Annotated in this window: 27 protein-coding genes, 1 pseudogene and 1 riboswitch; of the genes and pseudogenes, 10 read left to right on the top strand and 18 right to left on the bottom strand. The window is 69.9% G+C overall.

The features are described 5' to 3' along the window. Positions 1-19 precede the first annotated feature (19 nt). The 7 genes from OG858_RS30765 (at position 20) to OG858_RS30730 (ending at position 8,842) form a co-directional block, all read left to right on the top strand. Positions 20-784 carry a GntR family transcriptional regulator gene (locus tag OG858_RS30765; protein ID WP_037695123.1) on the top strand — a complete coding sequence of 255 codons (765 nt, stop codon included), beginning with the start codon at positions 20-22 and terminating at the stop codon, positions 782-784. Between the two features lie 367 nt (positions 785-1,151). Then, positions 1,152-1,421 (top strand): DUF3311 domain-containing protein, encoded by a 270-nt coding sequence (locus OG858_RS30755; RefSeq protein ID WP_086748160.1) that lies wholly within the window; start codon positions 1,152-1,154, stop codon positions 1,419-1,421. Continuing rightward, positions 1,418-3,043: a monocarboxylate uptake permease MctP gene (gene mctP, locus OG858_RS30750; protein ID WP_086748161.1), complete on the top strand. Its 1,626-nt coding sequence runs from the start codon at positions 1,418-1,420 to the stop codon at positions 3,041-3,043. Before OG858_RS30755 ends, mctP begins: the two co-directional genes overlap by 4 nt. 338 nt (positions 3,044-3,381) lie before the next feature. Beyond that, positions 3,382-4,371: a nucleoside hydrolase gene (locus tag OG858_RS30745; protein ID WP_086749438.1), complete on the top strand. Its 990-nt coding sequence runs from the start codon at positions 3,382-3,384 to the stop codon at positions 4,369-4,371. A gap of 204 nt (positions 4,372-4,575) precedes the next feature. Further along, positions 4,576-5,082, top strand: coding sequence for a GNAT family N-acetyltransferase (locus OG858_RS30740; protein WP_086749439.1), 507 nt, complete (start codon positions 4,576-4,578; stop codon positions 5,080-5,082). A gap of 63 nt (positions 5,083-5,145) precedes the next feature. Continuing rightward, positions 5,146-5,281: riboswitch (cobalamin riboswitch) on the top strand. Between the two features lie 124 nt (positions 5,282-5,405). Then, a complete protein-coding gene (locus OG858_RS30735) occupies positions 5,406-7,832 on the top strand; it encodes a ribonucleoside-diphosphate reductase subunit alpha (protein WP_179201102.1) in 2,427 nt (808 codons plus the stop codon). Further along, entirely contained in the window at positions 7,832-8,842 is a 1,011-nt protein-coding gene (locus OG858_RS30730) for a ribonucleotide-diphosphate reductase subunit beta (RefSeq protein WP_086749440.1), read from the top strand. The genes OG858_RS30735 and OG858_RS30730 overlap by 1 nt, the downstream gene beginning before the upstream one ends. Positions 8,843-8,862: 20 nt before the next feature. Here OG858_RS30730 and OG858_RS48250 read toward each other — a convergent pair. After that, positions 8,863-9,649, bottom strand: a pseudogene (locus tag OG858_RS48250) (hypothetical protein). Between the two features lie 129 nt (positions 9,650-9,778). Further along, on the bottom strand, positions 9,779-9,949 hold the full coding sequence (locus OG858_RS30715; protein WP_162948290.1) for a hypothetical protein: 171 nt from the start codon (positions 9,947-9,949) through the stop codon (positions 9,779-9,781). Positions 9,950-10,042: 93 nt separating this feature from the next. Between OG858_RS30715 and OG858_RS30710 the strand changes: the two genes are divergently transcribed. Beyond that, a complete protein-coding gene (locus tag OG858_RS30710; RefSeq protein ID WP_086749441.1) occupies positions 10,043-11,005 on the top strand; it encodes a GlxA family transcriptional regulator in 963 nt (320 codons plus the stop codon). An 18-nt stretch (positions 11,006-11,023) separates the two neighbouring features. On the opposite strand, the gene def is transcribed toward OG858_RS30710, so the two are convergent. From def to OG858_RS30670, 7 genes are all read right to left on the bottom strand, one after another. After that, positions 11,024-11,674, bottom strand: a complete 651-nt coding sequence (gene def, locus OG858_RS30705) for a peptide deformylase (RefSeq protein WP_037695097.1) — start codon at positions 11,672-11,674, stop codon at positions 11,024-11,026. A gap of 155 nt (positions 11,675-11,829) precedes the next feature. After that, positions 11,830-12,837 carry a tetratricopeptide repeat protein gene (locus tag OG858_RS30700; RefSeq protein ID WP_046707265.1) on the bottom strand — a complete coding sequence of 336 codons (1,008 nt, stop codon included), beginning with the start codon at positions 12,835-12,837 and terminating at the stop codon, positions 11,830-11,832. 289 nt (positions 12,838-13,126) lie between these two features. After that, complete coding sequence (locus OG858_RS30695; RefSeq protein WP_143677260.1) at positions 13,127-13,480, bottom strand: hypothetical protein; 354 nt, start codon at positions 13,478-13,480, stop codon at positions 13,127-13,129. A gap of 560 nt (positions 13,481-14,040) precedes the next feature. Beyond that, the gene (locus tag OG858_RS30685) at positions 14,041-14,430 is read right to left on the bottom strand and encodes a roadblock/LC7 domain-containing protein (protein WP_086749443.1); all 390 of its coding nucleotides are present in this window, start codon (positions 14,428-14,430) and stop codon (positions 14,041-14,043) included. Between the two features lie 218 nt (positions 14,431-14,648). Continuing rightward, complete coding sequence (locus tag OG858_RS30680; protein ID WP_328544238.1) at positions 14,649-15,170, bottom strand: hypothetical protein; 522 nt, start codon at positions 15,168-15,170, stop codon at positions 14,649-14,651. Continuing rightward, entirely contained in the window at positions 15,167-16,006 is an 840-nt protein-coding gene (locus OG858_RS30675; protein ID WP_086749444.1) for a DUF4388 domain-containing protein, read from the bottom strand. Before OG858_RS30675 ends, OG858_RS30680 begins: the two co-directional genes overlap by 4 nt. Further along, positions 16,003-16,344, bottom strand: coding sequence for a hypothetical protein (locus tag OG858_RS30670; protein ID WP_086749453.1), 342 nt, complete (start codon positions 16,342-16,344; stop codon positions 16,003-16,005). The genes OG858_RS30675 and OG858_RS30670 overlap by 4 nt, the downstream gene beginning before the upstream one ends. Before the next feature lie 187 nt (positions 16,345-16,531). On the opposite strand from OG858_RS30670, the gene OG858_RS30665 reads away from it, so the two are divergent. Then, positions 16,532-16,897 (top strand): hypothetical protein, encoded by a 366-nt coding sequence (locus OG858_RS30665; protein ID WP_037695087.1) that lies wholly within the window; start codon positions 16,532-16,534, stop codon positions 16,895-16,897. Positions 16,898-16,979: 82 nt separating this feature from the next. On the opposite strand, the gene rsrA is transcribed toward OG858_RS30665, so the two are convergent. The 5 genes from rsrA to OG858_RS30640 form a co-directional block, all read right to left on the bottom strand. Then, the gene (gene rsrA / locus OG858_RS30660) at positions 16,980-17,291 is read right to left on the bottom strand and encodes a mycothiol system anti-sigma-R factor (RefSeq protein WP_086749445.1); all 312 of its coding nucleotides are present in this window, start codon (positions 17,289-17,291) and stop codon (positions 16,980-16,982) included. Beyond that, a complete protein-coding gene (sigR, locus tag OG858_RS30655; protein WP_046703918.1) occupies positions 17,288-17,959 on the bottom strand; it encodes an RNA polymerase sigma factor SigR in 672 nt (223 codons plus the stop codon). The genes rsrA and sigR overlap by 4 nt, the downstream gene beginning before the upstream one ends. A 269-nt stretch (positions 17,960-18,228) precedes the next feature. Further along, positions 18,229-18,855 carry an alpha/beta hydrolase family protein gene (locus OG858_RS30650; protein WP_319263022.1) on the bottom strand — a complete coding sequence of 209 codons (627 nt, stop codon included), beginning with the start codon at positions 18,853-18,855 and terminating at the stop codon, positions 18,229-18,231. 37 nt (positions 18,856-18,892) lie between these two features. Then, entirely contained in the window at positions 18,893-19,708 is an 816-nt protein-coding gene (locus OG858_RS30645; RefSeq protein ID WP_086749447.1) for an SOS response-associated peptidase, read from the bottom strand. 442 nt (positions 19,709-20,150) lie between these two features. Further along, positions 20,151-21,395 (bottom strand): multidrug effflux MFS transporter, encoded by a 1,245-nt coding sequence (locus OG858_RS30640; RefSeq protein WP_319317015.1) that lies wholly within the window; start codon positions 21,393-21,395, stop codon positions 20,151-20,153. 85 nt (positions 21,396-21,480) lie between these two features. Here OG858_RS30640 and OG858_RS30635 point away from each other — a divergent pair, with 85 nt between their 5' ends. Further along, positions 21,481-21,987 carry a MarR family winged helix-turn-helix transcriptional regulator gene (locus OG858_RS30635; RefSeq protein WP_086749449.1) on the top strand — a complete coding sequence of 169 codons (507 nt, stop codon included), beginning with the start codon at positions 21,481-21,483 and terminating at the stop codon, positions 21,985-21,987. A gap of 90 nt (positions 21,988-22,077) precedes the next feature. Here OG858_RS30635 and OG858_RS30630 read toward each other — a convergent pair whose 3' ends face one another. The 4 genes from OG858_RS30630 to pntB form a co-directional block, all read right to left on the bottom strand. Then, positions 22,078-22,359: a tautomerase family protein gene (locus OG858_RS30630; RefSeq protein ID WP_086749450.1), complete on the bottom strand. Its 282-nt coding sequence runs from the start codon at positions 22,357-22,359 to the stop codon at positions 22,078-22,080. Positions 22,360-22,421: 62 nt separating this feature from the next. Next, positions 22,422-22,766, bottom strand: a complete 345-nt coding sequence (locus OG858_RS30625) for a DUF1932 domain-containing protein (RefSeq protein WP_256960562.1) — start codon at positions 22,764-22,766, stop codon at positions 22,422-22,424. Between the two features lie 2 nt (positions 22,767-22,768). Further along, positions 22,769-23,266 (bottom strand): NAD(P)-binding domain-containing protein, encoded by a 498-nt coding sequence (locus OG858_RS30620; protein ID WP_256960561.1) that lies wholly within the window; start codon positions 23,264-23,266, stop codon positions 22,769-22,771. 28 nt (positions 23,267-23,294) lie between these two features. Further along, positions 23,295-24,746 carry a Re/Si-specific NAD(P)(+) transhydrogenase subunit beta gene (gene pntB / locus OG858_RS30615; RefSeq protein WP_086749451.1) on the bottom strand — a complete coding sequence of 484 codons (1,452 nt, stop codon included), beginning with the start codon at positions 24,744-24,746 and terminating at the stop codon, positions 23,295-23,297. Positions 24,747-24,750 lie beyond the last annotated feature (4 nt).

Genomic DNA, 24,750 nt, shown 5'->3' with positions numbered 1-24,750 from the left:
GGAGCCGGGAAGGCGGAGCATGAGCACCGACGTCAGCAGTGCGGAGAACGAGAACGGGGCGACCGTCCGTACCGCACGCGTGCCCAAGTACTACCGCCTGAAGAAGCATCTGCTGGACATGACCGAGACGCAGGCGCCCGGCACGCCGGTACCTCCCGAGCGCACCCTCGCCGCCGAGTTCGACACCTCGCGCACGACCGTGCGACAGGCGCTGCAGGAGCTGGTCGTCGAGGGGCGGCTGGAGCGCATCCAGGGCAAGGGCACGTTCGTCGCCAAACCGAAGGTCGCCCAGACTCTGCAACTCACCTCGTACACCGAGGACATGCGCGCCCAGGGCCTCGAACCCACGTCCCAGCTGCTGGACATCGGCTACATCACCGCCGACGACACCCTGGCGGGACAGCTCGACATCACCGCCGGCGGCCGGGTCCTGCGCATCGAGCGCCTCCGCATGGCGAACGGCGAGCCGATGGCGATCGAGACGACCCATCTGAGTGCCAAGCGCTTCCCGGCCCTGCGCAGGTCACTGGTCAAGTACACCTCCCTCTACACCGCGCTCGCCGAGGTGTACGACGTCCGTCTAGCCGAGGCCGAGGAGACCATCGAGACCTCACTGGCCACCCCGCGCGAGGCCGGTCTGCTGGGCACGGACGTGGGCCTGCCGATGCTGATGCTCTCCCGGCACTCGCTGGACCAGGAAGGGCAGCCGGTGGAGTGGGTGCGGTCGGTGTACCGAGGTGACCGGTACAAGTTCGTGGCGAGGCTCAAGCGCCCGCAGGACTGAGCCACTTGGAGCCGGGGTGAGGGCCGCGGCCACGCCGGGTCGTACGCGATCGCCCACCACTGCTACGCCCGGCTTGGGTGCGTGCCGATACGTACGCGAGCCGATCGGCGAGTCGGCGTACGACCGCCACATGGACATCTGTGCGCCCATGCCCCCGACGCACCGGTGCCGTCCCGACGGGAGTTCGAGCGCAGGCGGACGGATCGACAGAAAGCAGACCTCCACCAGCGGTTCCACCGGCGCTGAACACACAACCTTCGCATCCGTTATCCGGACAGGGGGTTCCATACGACGGAACCCGTCCCTTACATTTCCTGCGCGTTGCGCAGGTGACCAGTGGCGATCAGTGAGGGGACGGAACCGGGACATGTCAGAAGCGCCTGAAGTGAGACCGCCGGTGGTGACACCTGTCAGGGTGGTCATCGCCCTGTGCCTGATTGCACCGTTCGTGGCGATGCTCTGGGTCGGTTCGTACGCCAAGACGGACCCGGCGTTCATCGGTATCCCCTTCTTCTACTGGTACCAGATGGCCTGGGTGTTCATCTCCACCGCGCTCACGGCCACCGCGTACGTCCTGTGGCAGCGCGACCAGCGCTCCCGCAAGTCCGAGACCCGGGCCGGGGGTGCCGCGAAGTGAAGGACGGCGTGAACGGCGTGGCACTCGCCGTCTTCATCTTCTTCTTCCTGGCCGTCACGGTCATGGGCTTCCTGGCCGCGCGCTGGCGCAAGGCCGAGAACGAAAGCCTCGACGAATGGGGGCTCGGCGGCCGGTCGTTCGGCACCTGGGTCACCTGGTTCCTGCTCGGCGGCGACCTCTACACGGCGTACACCTTCGTCGCCGTCCCCGCGGCGATCTACGCGGCGGGCGCGGCCGGCTTCTTCGCCGTGCCGTACACGATCCTCGTCTACCCGCTGATCTTCACGTTCCTGCCCCGCCTGTGGTCGGTCTCCCACAAGCACGGCTACGTGACGACCTCGGACTTCGTACGCGGCCGATTCGGCTCGAAGGGCCTGTCCCTGGCGGTCGCCCTCACCGGCATCCTGGCGACGATGCCCTACATCGCCCTCCAACTCGTCGGTATCCAGGCCGTGCTGGACGTGATGGGCGTGGGCGGCGGCGAGAACACCAACTGGTTCATCAAGGACCTGCCGCTGCTGATCGCGTTCGGTGTCCTGGCGGCCTACACCTATTCCTCCGGTCTCCGTGCCCCCGCACTGATCGCGTTCGTGAAGGACACCCTGATCTACATCGTCATCGCGGTGGCGATCATCTACATCCCGATCAAGCTCGGCGGCTTCGACGACATCTTCGCCAAGGCGGGCGAGGCGTACAGCCAGACCAACCCGGCGACGGACAAGCCGCGCGGCGCCCTCGTCCCCGGTGACGCCAACCAGTGGACGTACGCCACTCTGGCCCTCGGCTCGGCGCTGGCGCTCTTCATGTACCCGCACTCGATCACGGCGACGCTGTCGTCCAGGAGCCGCGAGGTCATCCGCCGCAACACGACGATCCTGCCGCTGTACTCGCTGATGCTGGGGCTGCTCGCCCTGCTGGGCTTCATGGCGATCGCGGCCGGGATCCAGGTGCAGAACGGCCAGCTGGCGATCCCACAGCTGTTCGAGACGATGTTCCCCGACTGGTTCGCGGGCGTCGCCTTCGCGGCCATCGGCATCGGAGCCCTGGTCCCCGCGGCGATCATGTCCATCGCGGCGGCAAACCTCTTCACCCGCAACATCTACAAGGACTTCATCAAGCCGGACGCCACGCCCGCGCAGGAGACCAAGGTCTCCAAGCTGGTGTCCCTGCTGGTGAAGGTGGGCGCGCTGGCCTTCGTCCTCACCATGGACAAGACGGTCGCCATCAACTTCCAGCTCCTGGGCGGCATCTGGATCCTCCAGACCTTCCCGGCCCTCGTCGGCGGCCTCTTCACCCGTTGGTGCCACCGCTGGGCCCTCCTCGCCGGCTGGGCCGTCGGCATGCTGTACGGGACGATCGCCGCTTACGGCGTGGCCTCCCCCACGCAGAAGCACTTCGGCGGCTCCTCCGCGGAGATCCCCGGCATAGGCGAGATCGGCTACATCGGCCTGACGGCCTTCGTCCTCAACGTCGTGGTCACGGTAGTCCTCACCTTCGTCCTGCGGGCGTTCAAGGCCCCAGAAGGCATCGACGAGACCAAGCCGGAGGACTACACGGCGGACGCGGGCGACGCGGGCGTCAAGGTGGAACTGCCCCCGGCCACCGCGGGGTCGAGCCACTAGGTTCTTGTTGGGTTCGGGGGCGGCGGGGGCCGTTTCTTCGCCCCCGCCGCCCCTACCCATTCCCATCCCCCAGGGGCTGCGCCCCTTCGACCCCCACCCGCAGGTCCGTCGTGATTGCTCGCGCAGTTCCCCGCGCCACTGAAAGACATGGGTCGCGCCCGGAGTCTTTTAGGGGGCGCGGGGAACTGCGCGAGCAACCCCACCCAACCCGCACCCGCCCACGAACCGGCAACCCCCCCGAGCTCTCAGACGCAAGGGGGGCTCGAAAGGGCACAGCCCCTGGAGGATGGGACGGGTAGGGGCGGCGGGGGCGAAACCCCTCCGGTTACGCTGACCACGTGACCGCCCGCACCCCGATCGTGCTCGACAGCGACCCCGGTATAGACGACGCCGTAGCCCTGCAGTACCTGCTCGGCACCGGCCTGTGGGACCTCAAGGCCTACACCTCGGTCGGCGGCAATCTCCCCGCAGAAGCGACGTACACCAACGCCCGCGCCCTGGCCCGAGCCCTACGCATCGACGCCGACGTCCCCGTACACCGAGGCGCGGGCCGCCCCCTCTCCCGCCTCCCCTACCGCGAGGCATCCGCCTTCCACGGTCCGGCGGGCCTCGGCAACGAAACCCTCCCCGACTCGACGGCCCCCCACCTCGCGGAGTCGTCCGCCCAGGCCCTCCTGAGGCTCTCCCGGAAGCACGAAGGCGAGCTGACGGTCTGCGCGACCGGCCCGCTCACCAACGTGGCCATCGCCCTGCTGGAGGACCCGGACTTCGCCCACCGCGTCGGCAGGTTCGTGTTCATGGGCGGCGCCGCCCAGGTGCCGGGGAACTTCACCCCGGTCGCCGAGTTCAACATCTGGGCCGACCCGGACGCCGCCGAGATCGTGCTCTCCTCCGGCATCCCGTTCACCATGGTCGACCTGGATGCCTCGCACCGCTGGCTGTTCCGCCCCGCCGACCTCGCCGCACTGGAGGCCGCCGGCCCGGGCACGGCCCTCGCCGCCCGGCTGATGCGCACCTACATGGACGCCTACACCCGCCACGGCGGAGACGGCACATGTCCGCTGCACGATCCGCTGGCCGTGGGGGTCTGCGGGGACGAGGCGTTCGTCGAGGCCGCCGAGGGGGCCGTCGTCGTGGAGTGCGCGAGCGAACTCACACGCGGCCAGACCGTGTTCGTGCCGGCCGCCGCCCGGCGCGTCCACTACTCCGAGTCCCCCGCCCTGACCGCCCGCCTCCGCGCCACCGGCCGCGTCGCCCTGGGGCCGGGCACCCGTGACTTCACCGAGGACTTCGTGGCCACGCTGCCGCGGTGGCCTGCGGTGGGCTGACCCGGTCCGATCGTCCATGGACCGACGGCTCAAGTCACCCATGGACCGACGGCTCGACTCGTCCGTGGACCGACAGCTCAAGTCACCCATGGATCCGAACGGCTCGGATCGCCCAGGGACGAGCAGATCGGATCATCCGACAAGCGACGGCCCCTGTGGAAAGCCGCAGCCCCGCAACGTCGCCACTGATGCAAACTGCGACGCATGGACATCTCGATCAGGCACGTGGCCCCCGACGAGTACGCCACCCTCGGCGAGATCACCGCGCAGGCCTACCTCGGCGACGGACTGCTGGACTTCGGGGAGAGCGATGTGTACCTCGGTGAGCTGCGGGACGTGGCGAAGCGGGCCGACGAGGCCGACGTGCTCGTGGCCCTGGCGGACGGCCGGGTGCTCGGCGGTGTGACCTTCGTCCCGGCGGGCGGCCCCATGGCGGACATCGCCGCCGCGGGAGAGGCCGAGATACGGATGCTCGCGGTTGCCCCGGAAGCGCGCGGGCGGGGTGTCGGCGAGGCCCTCGTACGGGCCTGTGTGGAGCGCGCCCGGACCGTGGAGGGCTGTGCACGCGTCGTGCTGTCGACGCAGCGCACCATGCGCGCGGCCCATCGGATCTACGAACGCCTGGGCTTCACTCGCACGCCGGAGCGCGACTGGAACCCCCTCCCCGACGTCCTCGACATCTCGCTGATCACCTATGAGTTGACTCTCTGACACCCTGCGAAGCCGAATGCGACACAACATGTGGGGGTGCCACCGCGACCCGGCACTAGATGTATGCTCATGCTCGCTGTCGCCGCAGGGGAATCCGGTGCGAATCCGGAACTGTCCCGCAACGGTGTACTCGCGTGCGTACATACCTATTTGCGCACGCCTGTTCAGTCCGAACACCTGCCGACAGCGCGCCCGGCCGTCCGGTCCGGGTGCCTGACGTCCGGGCCTCGTGGAATGGGCCGGTGGACGCGACGCCCCCGCGCGTTCGTGTGCTGCCGCCTGCCCTCCGCAAGGCCCCTTGCCGAGCGAGGGAGAGCCCCCACGTGACCATCGCGCCAGCCGACCCGGTTTCAGCCGACCTGGCTTCAGCCCACCTGGCTTCAGCCACCCCGGCGACGGAGACCGACGGTCCCGGTACCGCGTTGCTGCGGACCCTGACCGAGCTGACCGTCGACCTCCCCGACGCCGATCCCGGCCGGGTCGCCGCCGCCGCGTTGCGCGGCCGGTCCGCGAGGGCCGACGACGCGGAGCTGCGCGAGCTGGCCACGGAGGCGGCCGCGGGCCTCATCTCCGAGGACCCCGCCTACTCGAAGCTGGCCGCCCGTCTGCTGGCCATCGGCATCCGCGCCGAGGCCGCCTCGCAGGGCGTCACGACGTTCACCGGGTCCATCGCCGTGGGCCACCGGGAGGGCCTCGTCGCCGACCGCACCGCGGAGTTCACGCGCGTGCACGCCGAGCGTCTGGACGCCCTGGTCGACCCGGCCGGCGACGACCGCTTCGGCTACTTCGGCCTGCGCACCCTGCACAGCCGCTACCTGCTCCGGCACCCCCTCACCCGCAAGGTCATCGAGACACCCCAGCACTTCATGCTGCGCGTGGCGAGCGGTCTGGCCGAGGACGACACCGCCCGTGCCGTGGACGAAGTCGCCGCGCTCTACGGCCTCATGAGCCGCCTCGACTATCTCCCTTCCTCCCCCACGCTCTTCAACTCCGGTACACGCCACCCCCAGATGTCGTCCTGCTACCTCCTCGACTCCCCGCTGGACGAGCTGGACTCCATCTACGACCGCTACCACCAGGTGGCCCGCCTCTCGAAGCACGCCGGCGGCATCGGCCTGTCGTACTCCCGTATCCGCTCGCGCGGTTCGCTGATCCGGGGCACCAACGGACACTCCAACGGCATCGTGCCGTTCCTGAAGACGCTGGACGCCTCGGTCGCCGCCGTGAACCAGGGCGGCCGGCGCAAGGGCGCGGCCGCGGTCTACCTGGAGACCTGGCACTCCGACATCGAGGAGTTCCTGGAGCTGCGCGACAACACCGGTGAGGACGCCCGGCGTACGCACAACCTGAACCTGGCGCACTGGATCCCGGACGAGTTCATGCGCCGGGTGAACGCCGACGAGCCGTGGTCGCTGTTCTCCCCGGCCGACGTGCCCGAGCTGGTCGACCTGTGGGGCGAGGAGTTCGAGGCCGCCTACCGCAAGGCGGAGGCGGGCGGCCTGGCGAAGAAGACCATCCCGGCCCGTGATCTGTACGGCCGCATGATGCGCACCCTCGCGCAGACCGGCAACGGCTGGATGACCTTCAAGGACGCGGCCAACCGCACGGCCAACCAGACGGCGGAGCCGGGCCATGTCGTGCACTCGTCCAACCTCTGCACGGAGATCCTGGAGGTCACGGACGACGGGGAGACGGCGGTCTGCAACCTGGGCTCGGTGAACCTGGGCGCGTTCGTCGACCGGGCGGCGGGCGACATGGACTGGCAGCGGCTGGACGAGACCGTCCGCACCGCCGTCACCTTCCTCGACCGCGTGGTCGACATCAACTTCTACCCGACCGAGCAGGCGGGCCGGTCCAACGCCAAGTGGCGCCCGGTCGGCCTCGGCGCGATGGGCCTGCAGGACGTCTTCTTCCAGCTGCGCCTGCCCTTCGACTCCCCCGAGGCCAAGGCGCTGTCCACGCGGATCGCCGAGCGCATCATGCTCGCCGCGTACGAGGCCTCCGCCGACCTCGCCGAGCGCAACGGCCCACTGCCGGCCTGGGACAAGACCCGCACGGCCCGTGGTGTGCTGCACCCGGACCACTACGGCGTCGAGTCCACCTGGCCGGAGCGCTGGGCGGCCCTGCGCGAGCGCGTCGCGACGACGGGCATGCGCAACTCCCTGCTCCTCGCCATCGCGCCGACGGCCACCATCGCCTCGATCGCAGGTGTGTACGAATGCATCGAGCCGCAGGTGTCCAACCTGTTCAAGCGCGAGACGCTTTCCGGCGAGTTCCTCCAGGTCAACTCGTATCTGGTGAAGGACCTCAAGGAGCTGGGCGTCTGGGACACCCGCACCCGTGAGGCGCTTCGCGACTCGAACGGCTCGGTGCAGGACTTCGCGTGGATCCCGGCCGACGTACGGGCCCTGTACCGCACGGCCTGGGAGATCCCGCAGCGCGGGATCATCGACATGGCCGCCGCCCGCACCCCGTATCTGGACCAGTCGCAGTCGCTGAACCTGTTCCTGGAGACGCCGACCATCGGCAAGCTCTCCTCGATGTACGCGTACGCCTGGAAGTCGGGGCTGAAGACCACGTACTACCTGCGCTCCCGCCCGGCGACCCGCATCGCCCGCGCCGCCCAGGGCCAGGCCCAGGCGCAGGCCCCGGCACAGCCCGAGAAGACCATCCCCCTCCAGCAGGCGGCCGACCCGGATGCCGTCGCCTGCTCCCTGGAAAACCCCGAGTCCTGCGAGGCCTGCCAGTAATGCCCAGCAACCAGAATCTCCTCGACCCCGGCTTCGAGCTGACTCTCCGTCCCATGCGCTACCCGGACTTCTACGAGCGCTACCGGGACGCGATCAAGAACACCTGGACCGTCGAGGAGGTCGACCTCCACTCGGACGTCGCCGACCTGGCGAAGCTGTCCGAGGGTGAGCAGCACATGATCGGCCGGCTGGTCGCATTCTTCGCGACGGGCGACTCCATCGTGGCGAACAACCTCGTGCTGACGCTGTACAAGCACATCAACTCCCCCGAGGCGCGCCTGTACCTGAGCAGGCAACTGTTCGAGGAGGCCGTGCACGTCCAGTTCTATCTGACACTGCTCGACACCTACCTCCCCGACCCGGCGGACAGGGCCGCGGCCTTCGACGCCGTCGAGAACATCCCGTCCATCCGGGAGAAGGCCGAGTTCTGCTTCAAGTGGATGGACTCGGTCGAGAAGCTGGACCGGCTGGAGACCAAGGCCGACCGCCGCCGCTTCCTGCTGAACCTGATCTGCTTCGCCGCGTGCATCGAGGGCCTGTTCTTCTACGGCGCCTTCGCATACGTCTACTGGTTCCGCAGCCGGGGCCTGTTGCACGGTCTGGCGACGGGCACCAACTGGGTGTTCCGCGACGAGACGATGCACATGTCCTTCGCCTTCGAGGTGGTGGACACCGTCCGCAAGGAGGAGCCGGAGCTCTTCGACGACCGGCTCCAGCAGCAGGTCACGGACATGCTGAAGGAAGCCGTCGAGGCCGAGCTGCAGTTCGGGCGCGACCTGTGCGGTGAAGGCCTTCCGGGCATGAACACCGAATCGATGCGGCAGTACCTGGAATGCGTCGCCGACCAGCGCCTGACGCGCCTGGGGTTCGCGCCGGTCTACGGCTCGGAGAACCCGTTCTCCTTCATGGAGCTGCAGGGCGTCCAGGAGCTGACCAACTTCTTCGAGCGGCGCCCGTCCGCGTACCAGGTCGCAGTGGAGGGCACCGTCGACCTGGACGAGGAGTTCTAGGCACTTCCAGGCCGCCGAGGTCACTTGAGTGCGACCGCGTCCCCGGCCGACGTGACCCTCGCGGCCGTCGTCGTGCCGGGGAAGTACCAGCGCCGGCTGCCCGCCGCCGTGGCGGTGACCTTGGTGCCGAGCTTCCCGGCGCTGCCCGTCCTCACCGTCTTGACGGTGGTGTAGCGGGCGGCGCCGTTCTTCTTGAACTGGAGCTGGACCGGCTGCCCGGTGAACCCGTGGTACCTGAGGGTCTCCCAGCCGGCGCCCGGGCCAGACTGCCGGCGACGGTGATCTTCGTGCCCTTGGCGACCTTCTCGGGCTTGATGACCGTCGTGAGGGTCGAGACACGCTTGACCTTGAACCGGGCGATGTCGTCGGAGATCCAGTAGTCGCCGTCGTTCGCCTTGACGGTGGCGTTGGCCTGCCAGACACCGGCGACGCGATGGGAATCGATGTCGTCGCTGTCGGCGATCCAGCCGGGATCCACCGTCATGGTGCCCGTGCACACCGATGTCGTCGAGCTCTTCCTGGCGCAGGACGAGTCGCCGTCCCAGGTCGTGAAGCCATAGCCGTTGGACCTGTTGAACGTGCCGAGATCCGTGATCTTCCTGGCGCCCGAGTTGTCCTTGACGGCGACCGGCGACCGGGGACCGGGGACCGGGGACCGGGGACCGGGGACCGGGGACCGGGGACCGGGGATCTGATGATCTTCGACGTCCCGATGATCACGTTCCTGCCGCCGTTGACGGCCGTCCTGGTGACGCGGACGTCTCCCCTGCCCTCCGTGTGGGCCCCTGTCGCCGCCGGCAGCGCCAGAGCCGCCGCCCCGCCCGCGCACGGCCAGGGTCCGGCCGTGCGCGGGGCGCGTTCTGGTGTCTCACGGTCCTCCCCTTGGGGCGAGGAGAGGCTACAGAGGGGGTCGACCGCTGTCGCACAGATGTGTGATCAGGCCGCACGGGCGATGCCGTGCGACGTCCGCCGCTCCTCCGCCCTCCTGAGCTGACGGTCCACGCGCCAGTCGTGCACGACGCCGACGATCGCCGGCAGCGCGACCAGGGCGAGCAGTCCGAGTACGGCCAGAGTTCCGATGAGTCCTTGCAGCTGTGTCGTATCCATGGACACCACTGTCGGGCCGAACGCTCCTGACAAACAGTGGCAGGACTGCCGCACCCCCTCGAATTACTGCCACATCCGAGGCACACTGGCAGCATGCTGAACAACGTGGCCACCGTCCTCATGGAGGGCGTGCATCCCTTCGAACTGGGTGTCGTCTGCGAGGTCTTCGGCCTCGACCGCAGCGATGAGGGTCTGCCCGTGTACGACTTCGCGGTCGCGTCGGCGGAGGGACCGACCCTGCGGACCCACGCCGGGTTCACGATCTCCACGCCGTACGGCCTGGACCGGCTCGAAGAGGCCGACCTGGTCGTCGTACCGGCGGGCGAGAGCTATGTGCGGCGGATCTACCCGGCCGAGCTGCTGGACGCGCTGCGCCGGGCCGCCGACCGGGGCGCCCGGGTGCTGAGCGTGTGCTCGGGAGTGTTCGTGCTCGGCGCGGCCGGCCTGTTGGACGGCCGGTCGTGCGCGGTGCACTGGCGGCACGCCGAGGAGCTGGCCCGGCAGTACCCGCGGGCGATGGTCGAACCGGACGTGCTGTACGTGGACGCGGATCCGGTGATCACCTCGGCGGGCACGGCCGCCGGCATCGACGCCTGCCTGCACATCGTCCGCAAGGAGCAGGGACCGGAGGTCGCCAACAAGATCGCCCGGCGGATGGTGGTGCCGCCGCACCGCGACGGCGGCCAGGCGCAGTACATCGAGCGACCACTGCCCCGCTCGCAGTGCGACACGGTCGGCGAGGTGCTCGTGTGGATGGAGCAGCACCTCGACGAGGAGGTCACCGTCGAGCAGCTCGCCGCCCGGGCGCACATGTCCCCGCGCACGTTCGCCCGCCGCTTCCAGCAGGAGACCGGGACCACGCCGTACCGCTGGATCCTGCGCCAACGGGTGCTGCTGGCCCAGCGGTTGCTGGAGGCGACGGACGAGACGGTGGACGCGATCGCCTGGCGCAGCGGCTTCGGCACCGCTGCCGCCCTGCGCCATCAGTTCGTACGGTCACTGGGCACGACCCCGCAGGCCTACCGCCGGACCTTCCGGGGCCCGGAAGCCGCCTGAGGGCAGGGCCGACGCGGCTCAGTCGTTCGCGACCACGGGGTACCGGGGCTCGCTCTCCGCCATCTGGCGCAGCGCGTCCTTGCGGTCGCGCTTGGAGAGCCGGTCGATGTACAGGTAGCCGTACAGGTGGTCGGTCTCGTGCTGCAGGCAGCGCGCGAAGTAGCCGGTGCCGCGCACCTTGATCGGGTTGCCCTTCTCGTCCTGCCCGGTGACCTCGGCGTAGTCGGGGCGGGCGAGCGGCATGTACGCGGTCGGCACCGACAGGCAGCCCTCGTTGCTGTCGTCCAACCGGCGCGTCTCGGCGGGCAGTTCGACCAGCTTGGGGTTGCAGATCACACCGGTGTGCCGCTTGCCCTCGTCGTCCGGGCAGTCGTACACGAACACCTTCAGATCGACGCCGACCTGGTTCGCGGCCAGGCCCACACCCTCCGCCGTGCGCTGGCTGGCGAACATGTCGTCCACCAGCTTCGCCAGCTCGTCGCCGAACTCCGTGACGTCCTTGCACTCCTTGTGCAGCACCGGGTTCCCGACCACGGTGATCGGCAGCGACGTGCCACGCTCCCGGTACGCCTGCTCGCGCTCCTCGCAGTCCTCCGTGTCGACGACGAATCCCTCGTCATCGACGGGGAGCACGCCCACGTGCTGCTGATCGGTGTCCTGCTGGGCCATGACAGACGTACGCCTTCCTAGAAAACAGGGGGTTGTGATGCTGCTACAGGGTACGGGGAGCGCGCCGGTCGAGGGGCGCCCTGTCAGGTAGCGCTCTGTAAGGGGCTCTGGGAGCTGCGCGACCAGCCACATGCGGCACGCACCCGGACGAGCGCCTAACAGACCTCTTCCAGATCCCGCCAGTCACGGGAATCCGGACTGTCCGCGACCCACCCGTCCAGCAACCCCCGGACCAACGAAGCCGGCGCGGCGATCCCGCACTCCCGCTCCGGCGCCCACAACTGCCCGTCCGTCACATGCCCCAGCGGCCCGGGATGCCCCGGCTCACTGTGATCGTGCGGATCGAGATGCTCCCCGTCCCCCTCGTCGGACGGCATCCGCGACTCGGAACACAGCCGGCACAACAACCGCACCGACGACGACCAGTCCTCCGCCGCGAACCCGGCGTCCGCCGCGAGCCGCTCCAGCGCGTCCCGGTCCGCCTCGGTCGCGGCCTCCAGCAACACCACCCACGTCGGGACAGGAGAAGGCGCCCACAGCTCGATCTCGTCGAACACCGGATAGGCGTGCCCCACGGCCGTGGTCCGCTCCCCGTGCGGCACTCCGTCGTGCAGGACTACCTCGCCCCAGCGCCGTCCGGACGACGGCAGCGGAATGGAGAGGACCTCGATCCGGGCGGGGTCGAGCCGCCGCCCCCACACGACCTCGGCCTCGCCCTCCGGCGAGAGCCGTACGGCCGCGCTGCCGAGGTCCATGCCCACCGGCTCCCCGTTGTCGCCGGGGCCGCTCCCGGGCCTCGGCCGGGAGGCACCGCCGGGCACCCGCAGGCCGTACGCCTGCCAGGCGCGGCGGGCCAGCGGCCAGTCCTGCAGGGCGGTCGCGGCGATGCCCACGTTCCACCAGTCGGGCGCCCCGGTCTCCCGGTCCAGTAGTGCGACGGCCCTGAGACCCGCCGCCCGCGCCTGCTCCCAGTCGTGCCGGAACTTGTGCAGCAGGGCGAGGTTGAACCAGGACTCGGACAGCCACGGCTCCAGGTCCGCGGCACGTGTCAGCAGCGCGCCCGCGTCCTCGTACCGACCGTCGCCGATCAGCGTGAACGCACGATCGGTGGCCTGCCGCCAAGAGGCGGAGGGCCGATGCCGTCCCTTGCCGAAGATCCTCACGATTCCCGCCTGCCAGTTACGGTTCCCGCCTGCCAGTTCCGTCGGAGTGGGCTGGCCGTCGCCCCCCGGTACACCCTCTCCCTCGCATCCAACCACGACCGCGCGGAGGGCCGCTCATTACCCATGGGTTACCCCACAGTGGGCAGGGTCAGACAGTCCTTCGACAGTACCCTCGCGCGCGATTCCACCACCTCCGGGCGACAGTCCCGCGCCGTCCCCGGCCGCAGTTCCTCCAGCAACCTGAGCGGCCCACCGGGCCCTGCTTCCCGGACCTTCCCCTCGTATGCGTTCACAGCCCGTGCGATCTGCGCGCCGCCCGGCTGCTCACGGTACGGATCCGCCTGCCGCTCCACCACCGCGACGACCTCGGCGTCCACCCCGGTCCGCCGTACGACCGCGCCGCACGGCAGCGCGATCCGGCGCCGTGCGGCCGCCCGGAGCCCGGCGGCGGCCCGGCCGGCACGGGGTCGAGGAGGCTCAGCCGGCCGCTGCCGTGCGTCAGCGCCGCGCGGTCGCGGACGGTCGGCTCGGGCTCACCGAGCACCGGCTCACGCCCCACCTCAGGGCTGAGCGCGGCCGCTACCGCCGGGACGACGGCCGGGGCCGGCAGGAGAGGGACGGCGAGGACCGGCAGTGCCGACACCGACACCGACACCGACCGCGAGCGCCATGACGACCCCGGTCGTACAGCCCCGACCCGATCCCCGGCAGCGTCCGCGGCTCGTCCTCGACAGCGGGCCGAAACCTCCAGGCTCCCCGCAGCGGCGCCCTCCCCCACTGCCTCAAGGGCGTGGGAGGTGCCCCCACGGCCTTGAGGGCCAGGATGCCGCCGTCGAGCAGGGTGAGTACCGCGCGGAACATCAGCGCCGCGGCCCGGCGGCCAGCGGCGCGTACGGGAAGTCGGGGCCGGCGACCGCGTCCCGGCCACCGGGTGCCTCATGCGCCCGGGAGGCGGCCCACACCGCGACGGCAAGCAGGACCGGGAGGGGCCGCCTGCGGGTGAATCCATGAAGCCACCGCGGCCGGATTAGCTCTTTCGAGTGAAGCACCGTGTCGGTGAAGCGGCGCTCCGGTCCGATGACGTTCCCCTGACGGCCCTTCCGAAAGCGGCTACGCCGTCCTCCCACGACGAACCGCGCAGGCGACGGGATCCGACGGCCGGCACCGCACCGGCGGTCCACGAAACCGTCGACAGCGCTCGGCTCAGTGCGCCACGTCCGCCGCGAGCACCTTGTTGAGCTGCTCCACAATCGCCGGGGACTCTCGCTGGAAGGCGGCGAAGTCGAGGCCGTCGTCACCCATGACGGTCAGGAGGGTGCGCTCGCCGACGGCGACGACGATGACGTGCCCGGCACCGCACCGGACGACGACCTCGCGGAGCGCGCCGACGCCGGACTGGTCGGCCATGCGGCGGCTGACGCCGAGGGTGGCGGCGGCGAGCGCGGCGACGGACTCGGGGTGAACCTTGTCGACGTCGGCGACGACGAGAAGCCCGTCCACGGTGGACAGGACACTCTCGGAGACGCCCATGACCCGGTCACGCAACGAGGCCAGGATGCCGGTCAGCGATTCGGTCGATGCGTGTGTGGTCATGGGCACGTGCTCCTTGGTCCAGACGTCTGCAGTGGGGTGTGCGGTCCGAGCGGCAGGGGGTGGCGTGAAAGTCCTGTGCGCTGCCCGCGGTGTCCGGCGGATGGCCTCGGTGTGCCGGACCGAGGTCCTCGTAGCCGGGCTACTCGGGCCCCTGGCCGGTGCGGCGAGGGTGCGTGCCGGGCGCCGCAGGTGCTGTGCGGGACTTTCACAGCACCCCCTCAGTCGGAGATGTGCCGGTCGGACTCGGGAAGAGCCCGCAGCCCGCGGCGGACACGCCGCAGCATTTCGAGGGAGGGTCGGTCGGCGAGCAGTTCCTCGGCCGACAGCAGGGACAGGGGTGGGAAGGAGGGCGGCACGGCCGGGTTGTCCGGCGTGTCGTCCCCGGCGTTCGCGGGAACCTGTGCGGCGCCCCGGACGGGTAACGGCGGCGGTCCCGCGGCAGCGCCACCGGGCTCGGCGCGCGACGGCCGTGGTGCGGCAGCGACGCCGGACGGAACGGAAGGTGGCTGGTCGGCCGTCGTGCCACCGGGCTCGGTGGACGGCGGTGGTGCCACTGCCGTGGGGACGGGCGCGGCGGACGGTGGGATCTCGGTCGCGCGGACGGGCGCGGCGGACGGTGGGATCTCGGGGGGTGGGACCGGCTGGTCGTCCGCGGCTGTTCTCGGGGCCGAACGCCGTCGGAGGCGGGCGGCCTTGCTGCGTATGCGGCGCTTGCGGGCCGGGTCTTTGTCGGGGCTCACTGCCCGTCCTTCGCTCCGAGGTCTCCGCTGGGAGAGCCTCCGCCGGGCCTGCGTCTGGGCAGGGGACCGGCTCTCGGTGACGGCTCGTCGGACGGCGGCTGCCCCTGTGGGATCCGGGGCGCGGTGCTGGGCCGGCTGTCGGGCTCGGTCCTGGTCTCCCATCGGACGGCCTGGAGAGATTCCAGCCGGACGAGGTCCAGCATCACCGCGTAGAGGCCGCGCCCCCGGGCGAAGGCGATGTCACGTGGCGTGCGGCGGCCGTTGACGCTCTCGACGAGGTCGCGGTGGCGTCGGGTCAGCCGGCCGTCGTGTTCCGGGGTGGCGCGGCCGGTGACCGGTTCGGGCCGGGCGCGGGCCAGTTCGCCCGCGGGGCCCCACAGCCGGGTCAGCAGCGCCATGCGGCGGGTGGTCTCCTCGGCCAGCGGCCGCGGCTCGACGCCCGGCCGGGCGAGGAGGGTGGGCTGCCGTTCGGTCAGTTCCCAGCCGCCGGGGGGACTGAGCGCCATCGCGAAGGCCCCGTCGAACACGGCCGCCGTGCAGACGACCTCCAGTTCGGCGGCGCCGATCAGACCGGCTGCCGCCAGGTGCAGGTCGAGCCGGTCGGCATCGGGTTCGGCCGCGGAGGCCGCCAGCCAGACGTCGTCGTCGATCCGGCCCGAGGCGAGGAGCGTGGACGTCGCGGTCGGCGCACCCGGTGTCTCGATCGCGCCGATCAGGCCGTTCCGCAGGTGAATCGTGCCACCAGGGGCACCGGAGACCCGCACCGTGCCGGTATGACCCTCCTGGTGCAGTGCCTGCAGAAGCGCGGGTACGTTGCGCGCCGAGGGAGTCTTCACGCCAGCACCTCTCGGGCCCGGTCGCCGAGGCTGCGCAGCGCCAGGGCCACGTTCGCCCGGTCGCGGTCGAGACCGGCCGCCAGCAGCAGCGGGTCGCCGGCCGACCGGTCCACGCGGAGCAGCACCTGATGGCGTCTCCTGCTGGTCATGACCACGCTTTCCAACTCCCCCTCGGCCCCCGCCGCGCCGAGCCGCTCGGAGATGAGGGTGGCGAGATCGGAGCACTCCGCCCCCGTCCCCGCCTGGGTGTCGTCACCCGCCGCGGCGTAGGTGAGACCCGTGACCGCGTCGACGAGGGCGACACCGGTGACGCCGGGAGAGTCGAGAAGCCGGTTCAGGGAGGCCTGGAGCGCTGTCACCCTTTCCCCCATTCGCCCTCCACGTGCACGCGCCGCACAGTATTTTGAACGCCAACTTCCGTAACACACAAAAAAGTTGATGTTTGTGACCAGAGGGTCACTCGCGTTCGATCGTAGTTGGCCGGACAGTGACCGGTCAGCAGCACTGAGGAATTGGGGCAGCAAGATGAACATCGAGACCGCGCTCAAGGAAGCCATGACCCTCGACGGTGCGATCGGTGTCGCGCTGGTCGACTACGAGAGCGGTATGTCGCTCGGCACCCTCGGCGGCGGGCAGCACCTCGACCTGGAACTCGCGGCGGCCGGAAACACCGAGGTGGTGCGCTCCAAGATGCGCACGCTGGCCTCGCTGGACATGAACGACGTGATCGAGGACATCCTGATCACGCTGGGCCGGCAGTACCACCTGATCCGCCCGCTGACCAGCAGCAAGGGCTCGCTCTTCCTCTACCTGGCGCTGGACCGCGGCCGCAGCAACCTGGCACTGGCCCGCCACGGCCTGAAGCGCATCGAGAACGGTCTCGAGGTCTGAGCCCGTTCCACCCCACCACGACCCGACGACTGAGCCCGTTCCATGAACGGCCGAACGGCCGCTCCCGGAACGGGCTCAGTGATCAGGTCTCCTGCGGTGCGGCCGGTGAGGCCGTCACATCGTGCTCTGGCACGGTCTGTCCCGACCGGATCAGATCGATCCGGCCCATCACCTTGGCACGCAGGTCGGTGGGCACGTCGTCCTGCCCGCAGCACCGCTTGACCAGCTTCTTGACGGCCTGTTCGAGCCCGTACTTCTCCAGGCAGGGCGAGCACTCCTCGAAGTGGTGCTCGAACTTGGTGCAGTCGGCGTCGGGCATCTCCCGGTCGAGGAACTCGTAGAGATGATCGAGGATTTCGCTGCAATCCGTCTCATGCGGCTCTCCGCAGCTCATGAGCCCGAGCCTTTCACTTCGTTCGACTCTCCGGCACCGGCCGGGACAAGCCCACGGTCACGGGCGTAGTCCTCGAGCATGCCGCGCAGTTGACGGCGGCCCCGGTGCAGCCGGGACATCACCGTACCGATGGGTGTCCCCATGATGTCGGCGATCTCCTTGTACGCAAAGCCCTCGACATCGGCGAGATAGACGGCGATGCGGAACTCCTCGGGGATCGCCTGCAGCGCGGACTTCACGTCCGAGTCGGGCAGGTGATCGAGCGCCTGCGACTCGGCGGAACGCAGCCCGGTCGACATGTGCGACTCGGCGCGCGCCAGCTGCCAGTCCTCGATCTCCTCGGCCGCGGAGCGCTGGGGTTCGCGCTGCTTCTTGCGGTACGAGTTGATGAAGGTGTTCGTGAGGATGCGGTACAGCCAGGCCTTCAGGTTGGTGCCCTCACGGAACTGGTGGAAGGACGCGTACGCCTTCGCGTACGTCTCCTGCACCAGGTCCTCGGCGTCGGCCGGATTGCGCGTCATGCGCAGCGCGGCCGAGTACATCTGGTCGAGGAATTCCAGAGCGTCCCGCTCGAAACGGGCGCTGCGCTCCGCTGCGGTCTCGGTGCCCTCGGGCTGCTCCGCCTGGCCCCGTTCGGTCCCTGCGTCGGTCCCAGTGACCGGACCCACCTCCTCCAGCGTCTGTGCGATACCGAAACCGGTACCACCAGAATCGGAGGATAGACGACGATCCATGCCCGCCGCCGCCCGAACAGGGCCGCTCTTGGCCGCGTGCAGCACCGTCCAGTCCAGGTCGGCGCGGCTGCTGCGGCTCGGGCAATAGGTCGAACCCATGCGGCGGACTTCCTCTCCTACGACGGGTCAGCACGGTCTTTCGCGCTGTCTGATCCGCACAACAGAGGTCCGCCGCTCAGCATTCCCAGCCACCGCCCGACCCGTCATCCGAGTGACGCAATCCACTCCACGACACCGTCGGTGAGCGCCCTCAGCGCCTCCTCCTGCCCGAGGGGCGCCCGCTTCGGTACGGCGAACCCGTGATCGCCGTACGGCACCTCCACGAGCCCGTACGAGCCCTCCGGGAACTCCTGCGGCCTCCCGAACGGATCGTTCCCGCCCTGGACGACGAGCGTGGGCACCCCGGCCCCGAGCAGCTCGTCGGCCCGTGACTTCTCCGGCTTGCCCGGCGGGTGCAGCGGAAAGCTCAGCGCCAGTACGGCCGCCGCGCCCAGCTCAGTCGCCGTACGGCAGGCCACCCGGGCCCCTGCGCTCCGCCCGCCCGCGATGACCGGCAGCCCCGGCTTCGCCAGCGCGGGCCACAGCCCCCGCCAGCCCAGATCCAGCGTCTTCGGTGCGGGCGCGAGCTTCTTTCCGGCCACCCGCCACGGCTGCTCCACCAGGGCGACGGTCACGCCGTGCTCCGGGAGCACGGCGGCGAGGGCCCGCAGATCACGCGCCTCGATCCCACCACCCGCGCCGTGACCGACCGCGAGGACGATTTCCGGCCGCTCGGCCTCGCACCAGGTGACGCGGGCCGTACCGGCCTCGGTGTCGACCTCTTCTCCCACTGCCCTGCTCTCGTCCCCTGCCTTGTTGTCGCTCACGTCAGAAGAGTGTGCCCTCCTCGGGCCCCTCCAGCTCCTTCAGCAGCTCCGGTCCGCTGTTGCGGACGTTGCTGACGGCCGTGGAGACGGGGTAGGCGCGCATCAGCCCGGCGGGCGGCGGTGCGAGCAGACCGCGCAGGTCGTCCAGGTCCGTACGGGCCGGATCGAGCCATCCGTCCCAGCGGTCGGGCGTGAGCATCAGGGGCATCCGGGGGTGGATCTCGGCCAACGCGTGCGGACCGTCCTGCGGGGCCACGGCCAGCGGAGACGTCTCGGCCTCCGTCGTGATCACCGAGCAGGTCGCCCACCAGGCCAGCGGATGATCGTCCGGCAGCGTCCTGTCCCGCCAGAACTCGTACAGCCCGGCCATCGCGAAGACCGAACCGTCGGCCGGGAGCACGAAGTACGGCTGCTTGCGCGGCCGCTTCTTCTTCCCCTCGACCTCCAGCTCCCGCTCGCCCGTACCGGTGACCCACTCGAAGTAGCCGTCGGCGGGCAGGATGCAGCGCCGGGTGGCGAAGGCACGGCGGAACGACGGCTTCTCGTGCACGGTCTCCGCACGGGCGTTGATCATCCGGGCGGCGCCCTCGGGGCTCTTGGACCAGGACGGGACCAGACCCCACTTCAGCTTCCGCAGCTGGCGAACCGGCCTCTTGTCGTCGGCGTCCTTCAAAGGGCGGTCGAGAACCGCGTAGACCTCCTTGGTGGGAGCCACGTTGTAATCCGGCTCCAAGGCCTCCTCCGGCTCCCACTTCTCGATCTCAAAGACTCCTGCGAGATCCTCGGGCCTACGACTCGACGCATACCGTCCGCACATATTGCAATTACCCTCCGACCTGCGGAAACGTCCGCTCAAGCCGCCTCAGTCAGCACCAGTCAGCACGGCGATGGGGGGCAGCGCCACATTCATCACTCTGGCCCCGGCCGGTGGCGTCCAGGGTGAGGTGCCCGTACGTCTTCGCTGTTTCCTCGAATGCTCTTGTGCCGGCCACCGAGGCACGTCCAAGTGTGGCAGACCGCTGCTCAGCGCGGTCGAGGCGGACCAGTGACGCAGGTCGTGAGGCGATCAGCCGTAACGCTCGCGCACCCCGAGCACCTGCTCGCGGAAGGTGCGCCGGCAGCCGCGCGTGAGGCGCACACGTTCGAACTCCGCCGGCAGTTCACTGATGGGGGCGGCGTTCACGCGGCAGCGTGCGAGAGGCCGACCGCCGAGGTGGTGGCTCAGCCGTCGTCGATCCGGCGAGCGGGCTGGACTGCTGCTACCTGGGCCGTCCGGTCGGCGCGTCCCGCTCCTGCCGCGGGCGTACGAGGAAGACCAGACAGACAGCGGACGACAGAAGAGCGCCCAGCATGGTGGCAGCCATGGGCATGGCACTGCTGGTGCCGAACGCGCCGACGAGCGGTGAGGCGAGGGCGCCGAAGAGGAACTGGGTCCCGCCGAGCAGCGCGGACGCGGCTCCGGACGTCTCCCGTCCGAGAGACTGTCCGAGGCTCATACTGGCCGGGAAGATGCCGCCGATACCGAAGGCGACGAAGAACAGGCAGACCCAGGTGCCGGTCAGGCTGCCGCCGACCGTGAGCAGAAGGACCACCTGGAACAGTGCTGCGGCCGACGCGACCGCAACCGATGCGCTGAGCAGCGTTCCTGACCTCAGGCGCCGTGAGAGCTTGCCGAACACCGCGCCGGCGAGCAGCATGCCGCACGCGTTTGTCGCGAAGATCAGGCTGTACAGCGTCGCGGACGCCCCGTACACGTCCTGGAAGACGAAGCTGGACCCGGCGATGTAGGCGAAGAGTGCGGCGGCGGCGAACGCCAGGGTGAGGGTGCAGCCGAGGAAGGAGCGACGGCCGAGCAGTCCGCCCATGGCCAGGAAGGCGCCGGCCATGCCTCCCTGGTGGCGGCGCTCCGCTGGGAGTGACTCGGGGACGCCCGGCAGGACCGCCAGGAAGAGCAGCACCCCGAAGAGAGCGAGCGCTACGAAGATGCCCCGCCAGTTTCCGACCGACAGGATCGCGCCGCCGATCACCGGGGCCACGACCGGCGCCACACCCAGCACCATGGACAGCAGTGAGAAGTAGTGCGGTAGCTCGGGACCGTGGAACCGGTCGGTGAGCACCGCCCGCGCCAGCACCATCCCGGCGGCTCCCGCGACGCCCTGCAGGAACCGGCCGACGGTCAGTGTCTGGACGGTGGGAGCGGCAGCACAGGCCAGCGACAGCACGGCGAACAGCACGGTTCCTGTGATCAGGAGACGTCGGCGTCCGAGGCGGTCGCTGAGCGGTCCAACGAGGAACTGGCCGATGACGAGACCGGCCAGGAACGCGGTCATGGACAGCTGCACGGCCGAGTCGCTCACGTGCAGCGTGCGGGCCATCTCCGGGAAGCCGGGCACGTACATGTCCGTGGCGAGCGGCGCCACGGCGGTCAGCGCGCCGAGGAGGGCAATGAGGCCGACGGCCCGTCGCGGCGGATCCGTCAACGGGATGGAGACGTTCGCCGGCAAGGAACCGGAGTGAGAAGTCCGCTGTGTGGATACCATGAACAAGAACGGTAACAATTAGTCTACTGGTTAACAATAGGTGGCGGCAATGACCTACTCCTCGACTTCCGTCGACCCTCGTGCGGTGTGGGCGGCCGCGCGCCCGGACCTCGACACCTCCGCAATGGAAGTCGTAGGCCCCATCAAACGCATCGAACGGCTGCTCGCCACCGCCGTGGAAGCGCTGTATGAGGGTGCCCCACTGACCGCGCCGGAGCTCGACGTGCTGGTGCAGCTCCGGCACACCGAGGGCCCGGTGATCGCGCGGCGGCTCTCCGAGAACATGCGCTGCTCCCGAGCAGCCGTCAGCAAGACGCTGGCGAAGCTGGAGAAACGCGGGTTCGTCGAACGCCGCCCGAGCCCTGCGGACCGTCGCGCCGCCCTGGTCACCGTGACGGCGGCAGGGCGCGACGCGGTCGATGCCATGTTCCCCCGCCAGCTCGCGGTCGAGGCAGCGCTGCTCAAGGGTCTCGGCGCCGACCGCGACCGAGTGGTGGAGGCGCTGAACCTGCTCGAACGGGTCATGGAGCAGCGCGCAGGACGCCAGCGCGTATGAAAGGCGCTCGCACGCCCCTGGTCCTTCCCACGCGCAGGCCACACGGGCTGCCCGTGCTCCGCACGGGCAGCCACCGCACTGTGCCCTGCGTCAGGAGCGGTCGGCCTGCGTTCCCGGCCCCTGTCGGGTGAGGTCGGGCCGGCCTCCTCGCAGTACCTGGCCATGCTCGTACGGCGGCTTGCCGGTACGTCGCTCTTCGAACGTCCGACCACCCTTCATCTTGTGGCTCCACTGCGCCTCGACGATCTGCACCGTGACGGAATCCGGCGCGCAGTCAAGGTTCTCCACCAAAGCGTGAGTGATGTCGCTCATCATGTTCTTCTTCTGCTCGTCGGTCTTGCCCGCGGCCATGAACACATGGACTTCCGGCATCTCGGTTTCTCCTCAATGGGTCATTGCGGTAGGCGGCATTCTTGTAGGGGTTGTGCACCTGCTCACTCGGCGTGCGAGATGTCCCGCAAGTGTGTGAGAACCTCGGCGAGTTGCAGGTCGTACTGGTCCTTGTCCCGCTCCCACCTGCGCATCACCGCTGCCGCGGCTTCGGCCATCTGGGGCGGCAGCACGGAGGCACGCAGGGTCTCGGCGACCTCGTGCATCTCGGGAGCCCAGCGCCAGGCTCGGGCGGCGACGCCGGGGAGAGCGCCGGGATCGGAGAGGAAGTCCGACGGCATGCGCTGAGCCTCGGCGGTGAGGAGAGCGGCGACTCCGTGGCTGACCGCCAGGGCGTGTGACACGGCGGCGAGCGTGCGGGCGGCTTTCTGGAAGCCCGCGTAGGACATCTTCAGCACCGATGCCGCACCGACCTGGTCCCCTGCCGTTTCCACCCGGACGCGGGAGCCCCGGAAGATGGAGCGGAGCAGATCCACCGACTGCCCGTCCCCCGCCAGATGGAGACGCACGTGCGCTGGTCGCCGGGCGGTGGGCCGATGGCGGCACCGTCAAGTATCGAGGAAGCGGGCCGAACCTCGTACGCGATGCGTTCCATGCGATGAGGGCTGACGGCGTTGGCCTCGACGTACAGCCCCGTGAACCCGTGCCCGGCGACCGACACGGCGACGTCCTCGGCCGCGCGCGGAGAACAGAGGGACAACACGACCTCGCTGGAGTCGAGCGCCTCCGCGAGGGAGGGGCTCGCCGTCAGTCCGGCCTTCCCCGCCCGTTCCCGCGTCGCGGCGCTGCGGTCAGCCGGCACCCACAGGACCTGATGACCCGACCGGGACGCCTCGGCGGCTACGGCCGCTCCCATCGCGCCGGGGTGCAGAACGGTCAGCGTGGTCACTGTGTACCTCTTGGTGGGATGGGGTTTCTCAGCGGTTCGCACCGACCATGACCGGGGCCGGCGCGTCGGTGGCGTCGAGGCTGCGCAGGATGTCCTCCACTCGCTGCTTGGCGTCACCGAAGAGCATCTGACTGTTCTCCCGGAAGAAGAGCGGGTTCTGCACGCCCGCGTACCCGGCGGCCATGGAGCGTTTGAAGACGACGATCTGCGCCGCCTCCCACACGTGCAGCACCGGCATCCCGGCGATGGGACTGGCCGGGTCCTCGGCGGCGGACGGGTTGACGGTGTCGTTGGCGCCGATGACCAGGACGACCGAGGTGGCGGCGAAGTCGTCGTTGATCTCGTCCATCTCCAGGACGACGTCGTACGGCACGTTGGCCTCGGCGAGCAGCACGTTCATATGACCGGGCAGCCGTCCGGCGACCGGGTGGATGCCGAAGCGCACCTCGATGCCGCGCTCGCGCAGCTTGCGCGCCAACTCCGCGACCGGGTATTGGGCCTGGGCGACCGCCATGCCGTAGCCGGGCGTGATGATCACCGAGGAGGCGTCGCGCAGCAGTTCCGCCGTGTCCTCGGCGCTGATCTCCCGGTGCTCACCGTGGTCGCTGTCGCCGCTCGCCACCGCCTGGGCCCCGAAGCCGCCCGCGATCACCGAGAGGAAGGAACGGTTCATCGCCTTGCACATGATGTATGAGAGGTAGGCGCCGGAGGAGCCGACCAGCGCGCCGGTGACGATGAGCAGGTTGTTGGCGAGGAGGAAACCGGAGGCCGCGGCGGCCCAGCCGGAGTAGCTGTTGAGCATGGAGACGACCACCGGCATGTCCCCGCCGCCGATGGAGGCGACCAGGTGCGCGCCGAGGGCGAGCGCCACCACGGTGACCGCGATGAGCAGTCCCGTGTGGGGGCGGGCGACGAATGCGACGGTGAGTACGGCGAACGCGGCCAGCGCGCCGAGGTTGAGGACGTGCTTGCCGGGGAGCACGAGCGGGCGGGAATCGATCCGCGCCGACAGCTTCAGGTAGGCGACGACCGAACCGGTGAAGGTGACGGCACCGATGAACACGCCGATGACGACCTCGGCGTGGTGGATGCCCAGCAGCGAGCCGGTGATCTCTTGCCCGGAGTGGCCCCCGGCTTCGACGTCGAGGTAGCCGTTCCAGCCGACGAACGCGGCGGCGAGGCCGACGAGGCTGTGCATGATGGCGATCAGCTCCGGCATGCCGGTCATCTCGACCACCCGGGCACGCCACAGTCCGATGCCCGCGCCGACGGCGGTGGCGACGGCGATCAGCACGAGACCGAGGGCGGTGATGCTCCGGGAGGCGAGGCCGATGGTGGCGGTCAGCGCGATGACCATGCCCGCGATGCCCCAGACGACTCCCGAGCGGGAGGTGCGGTGTAGCGAGAGTCCGGCGAGGCTGAGGATGAACAGCAGCGCGGCGACTACATGGGCGGCCTCTGCAGCCGTGGTGGTGGTCATCCGT

The organism is Streptomyces europaeiscabiei, from assembly GCF_036346855.1.
GTDB lineage: Bacteria > Actinomycetota > Actinomycetes > Streptomycetales > Streptomycetaceae > Streptomyces > Streptomyces europaeiscabiei.
Note: the sequence above shows the minus strand (reverse complement) of the source record. Positions and strands in the feature narration are given on the sequence as shown.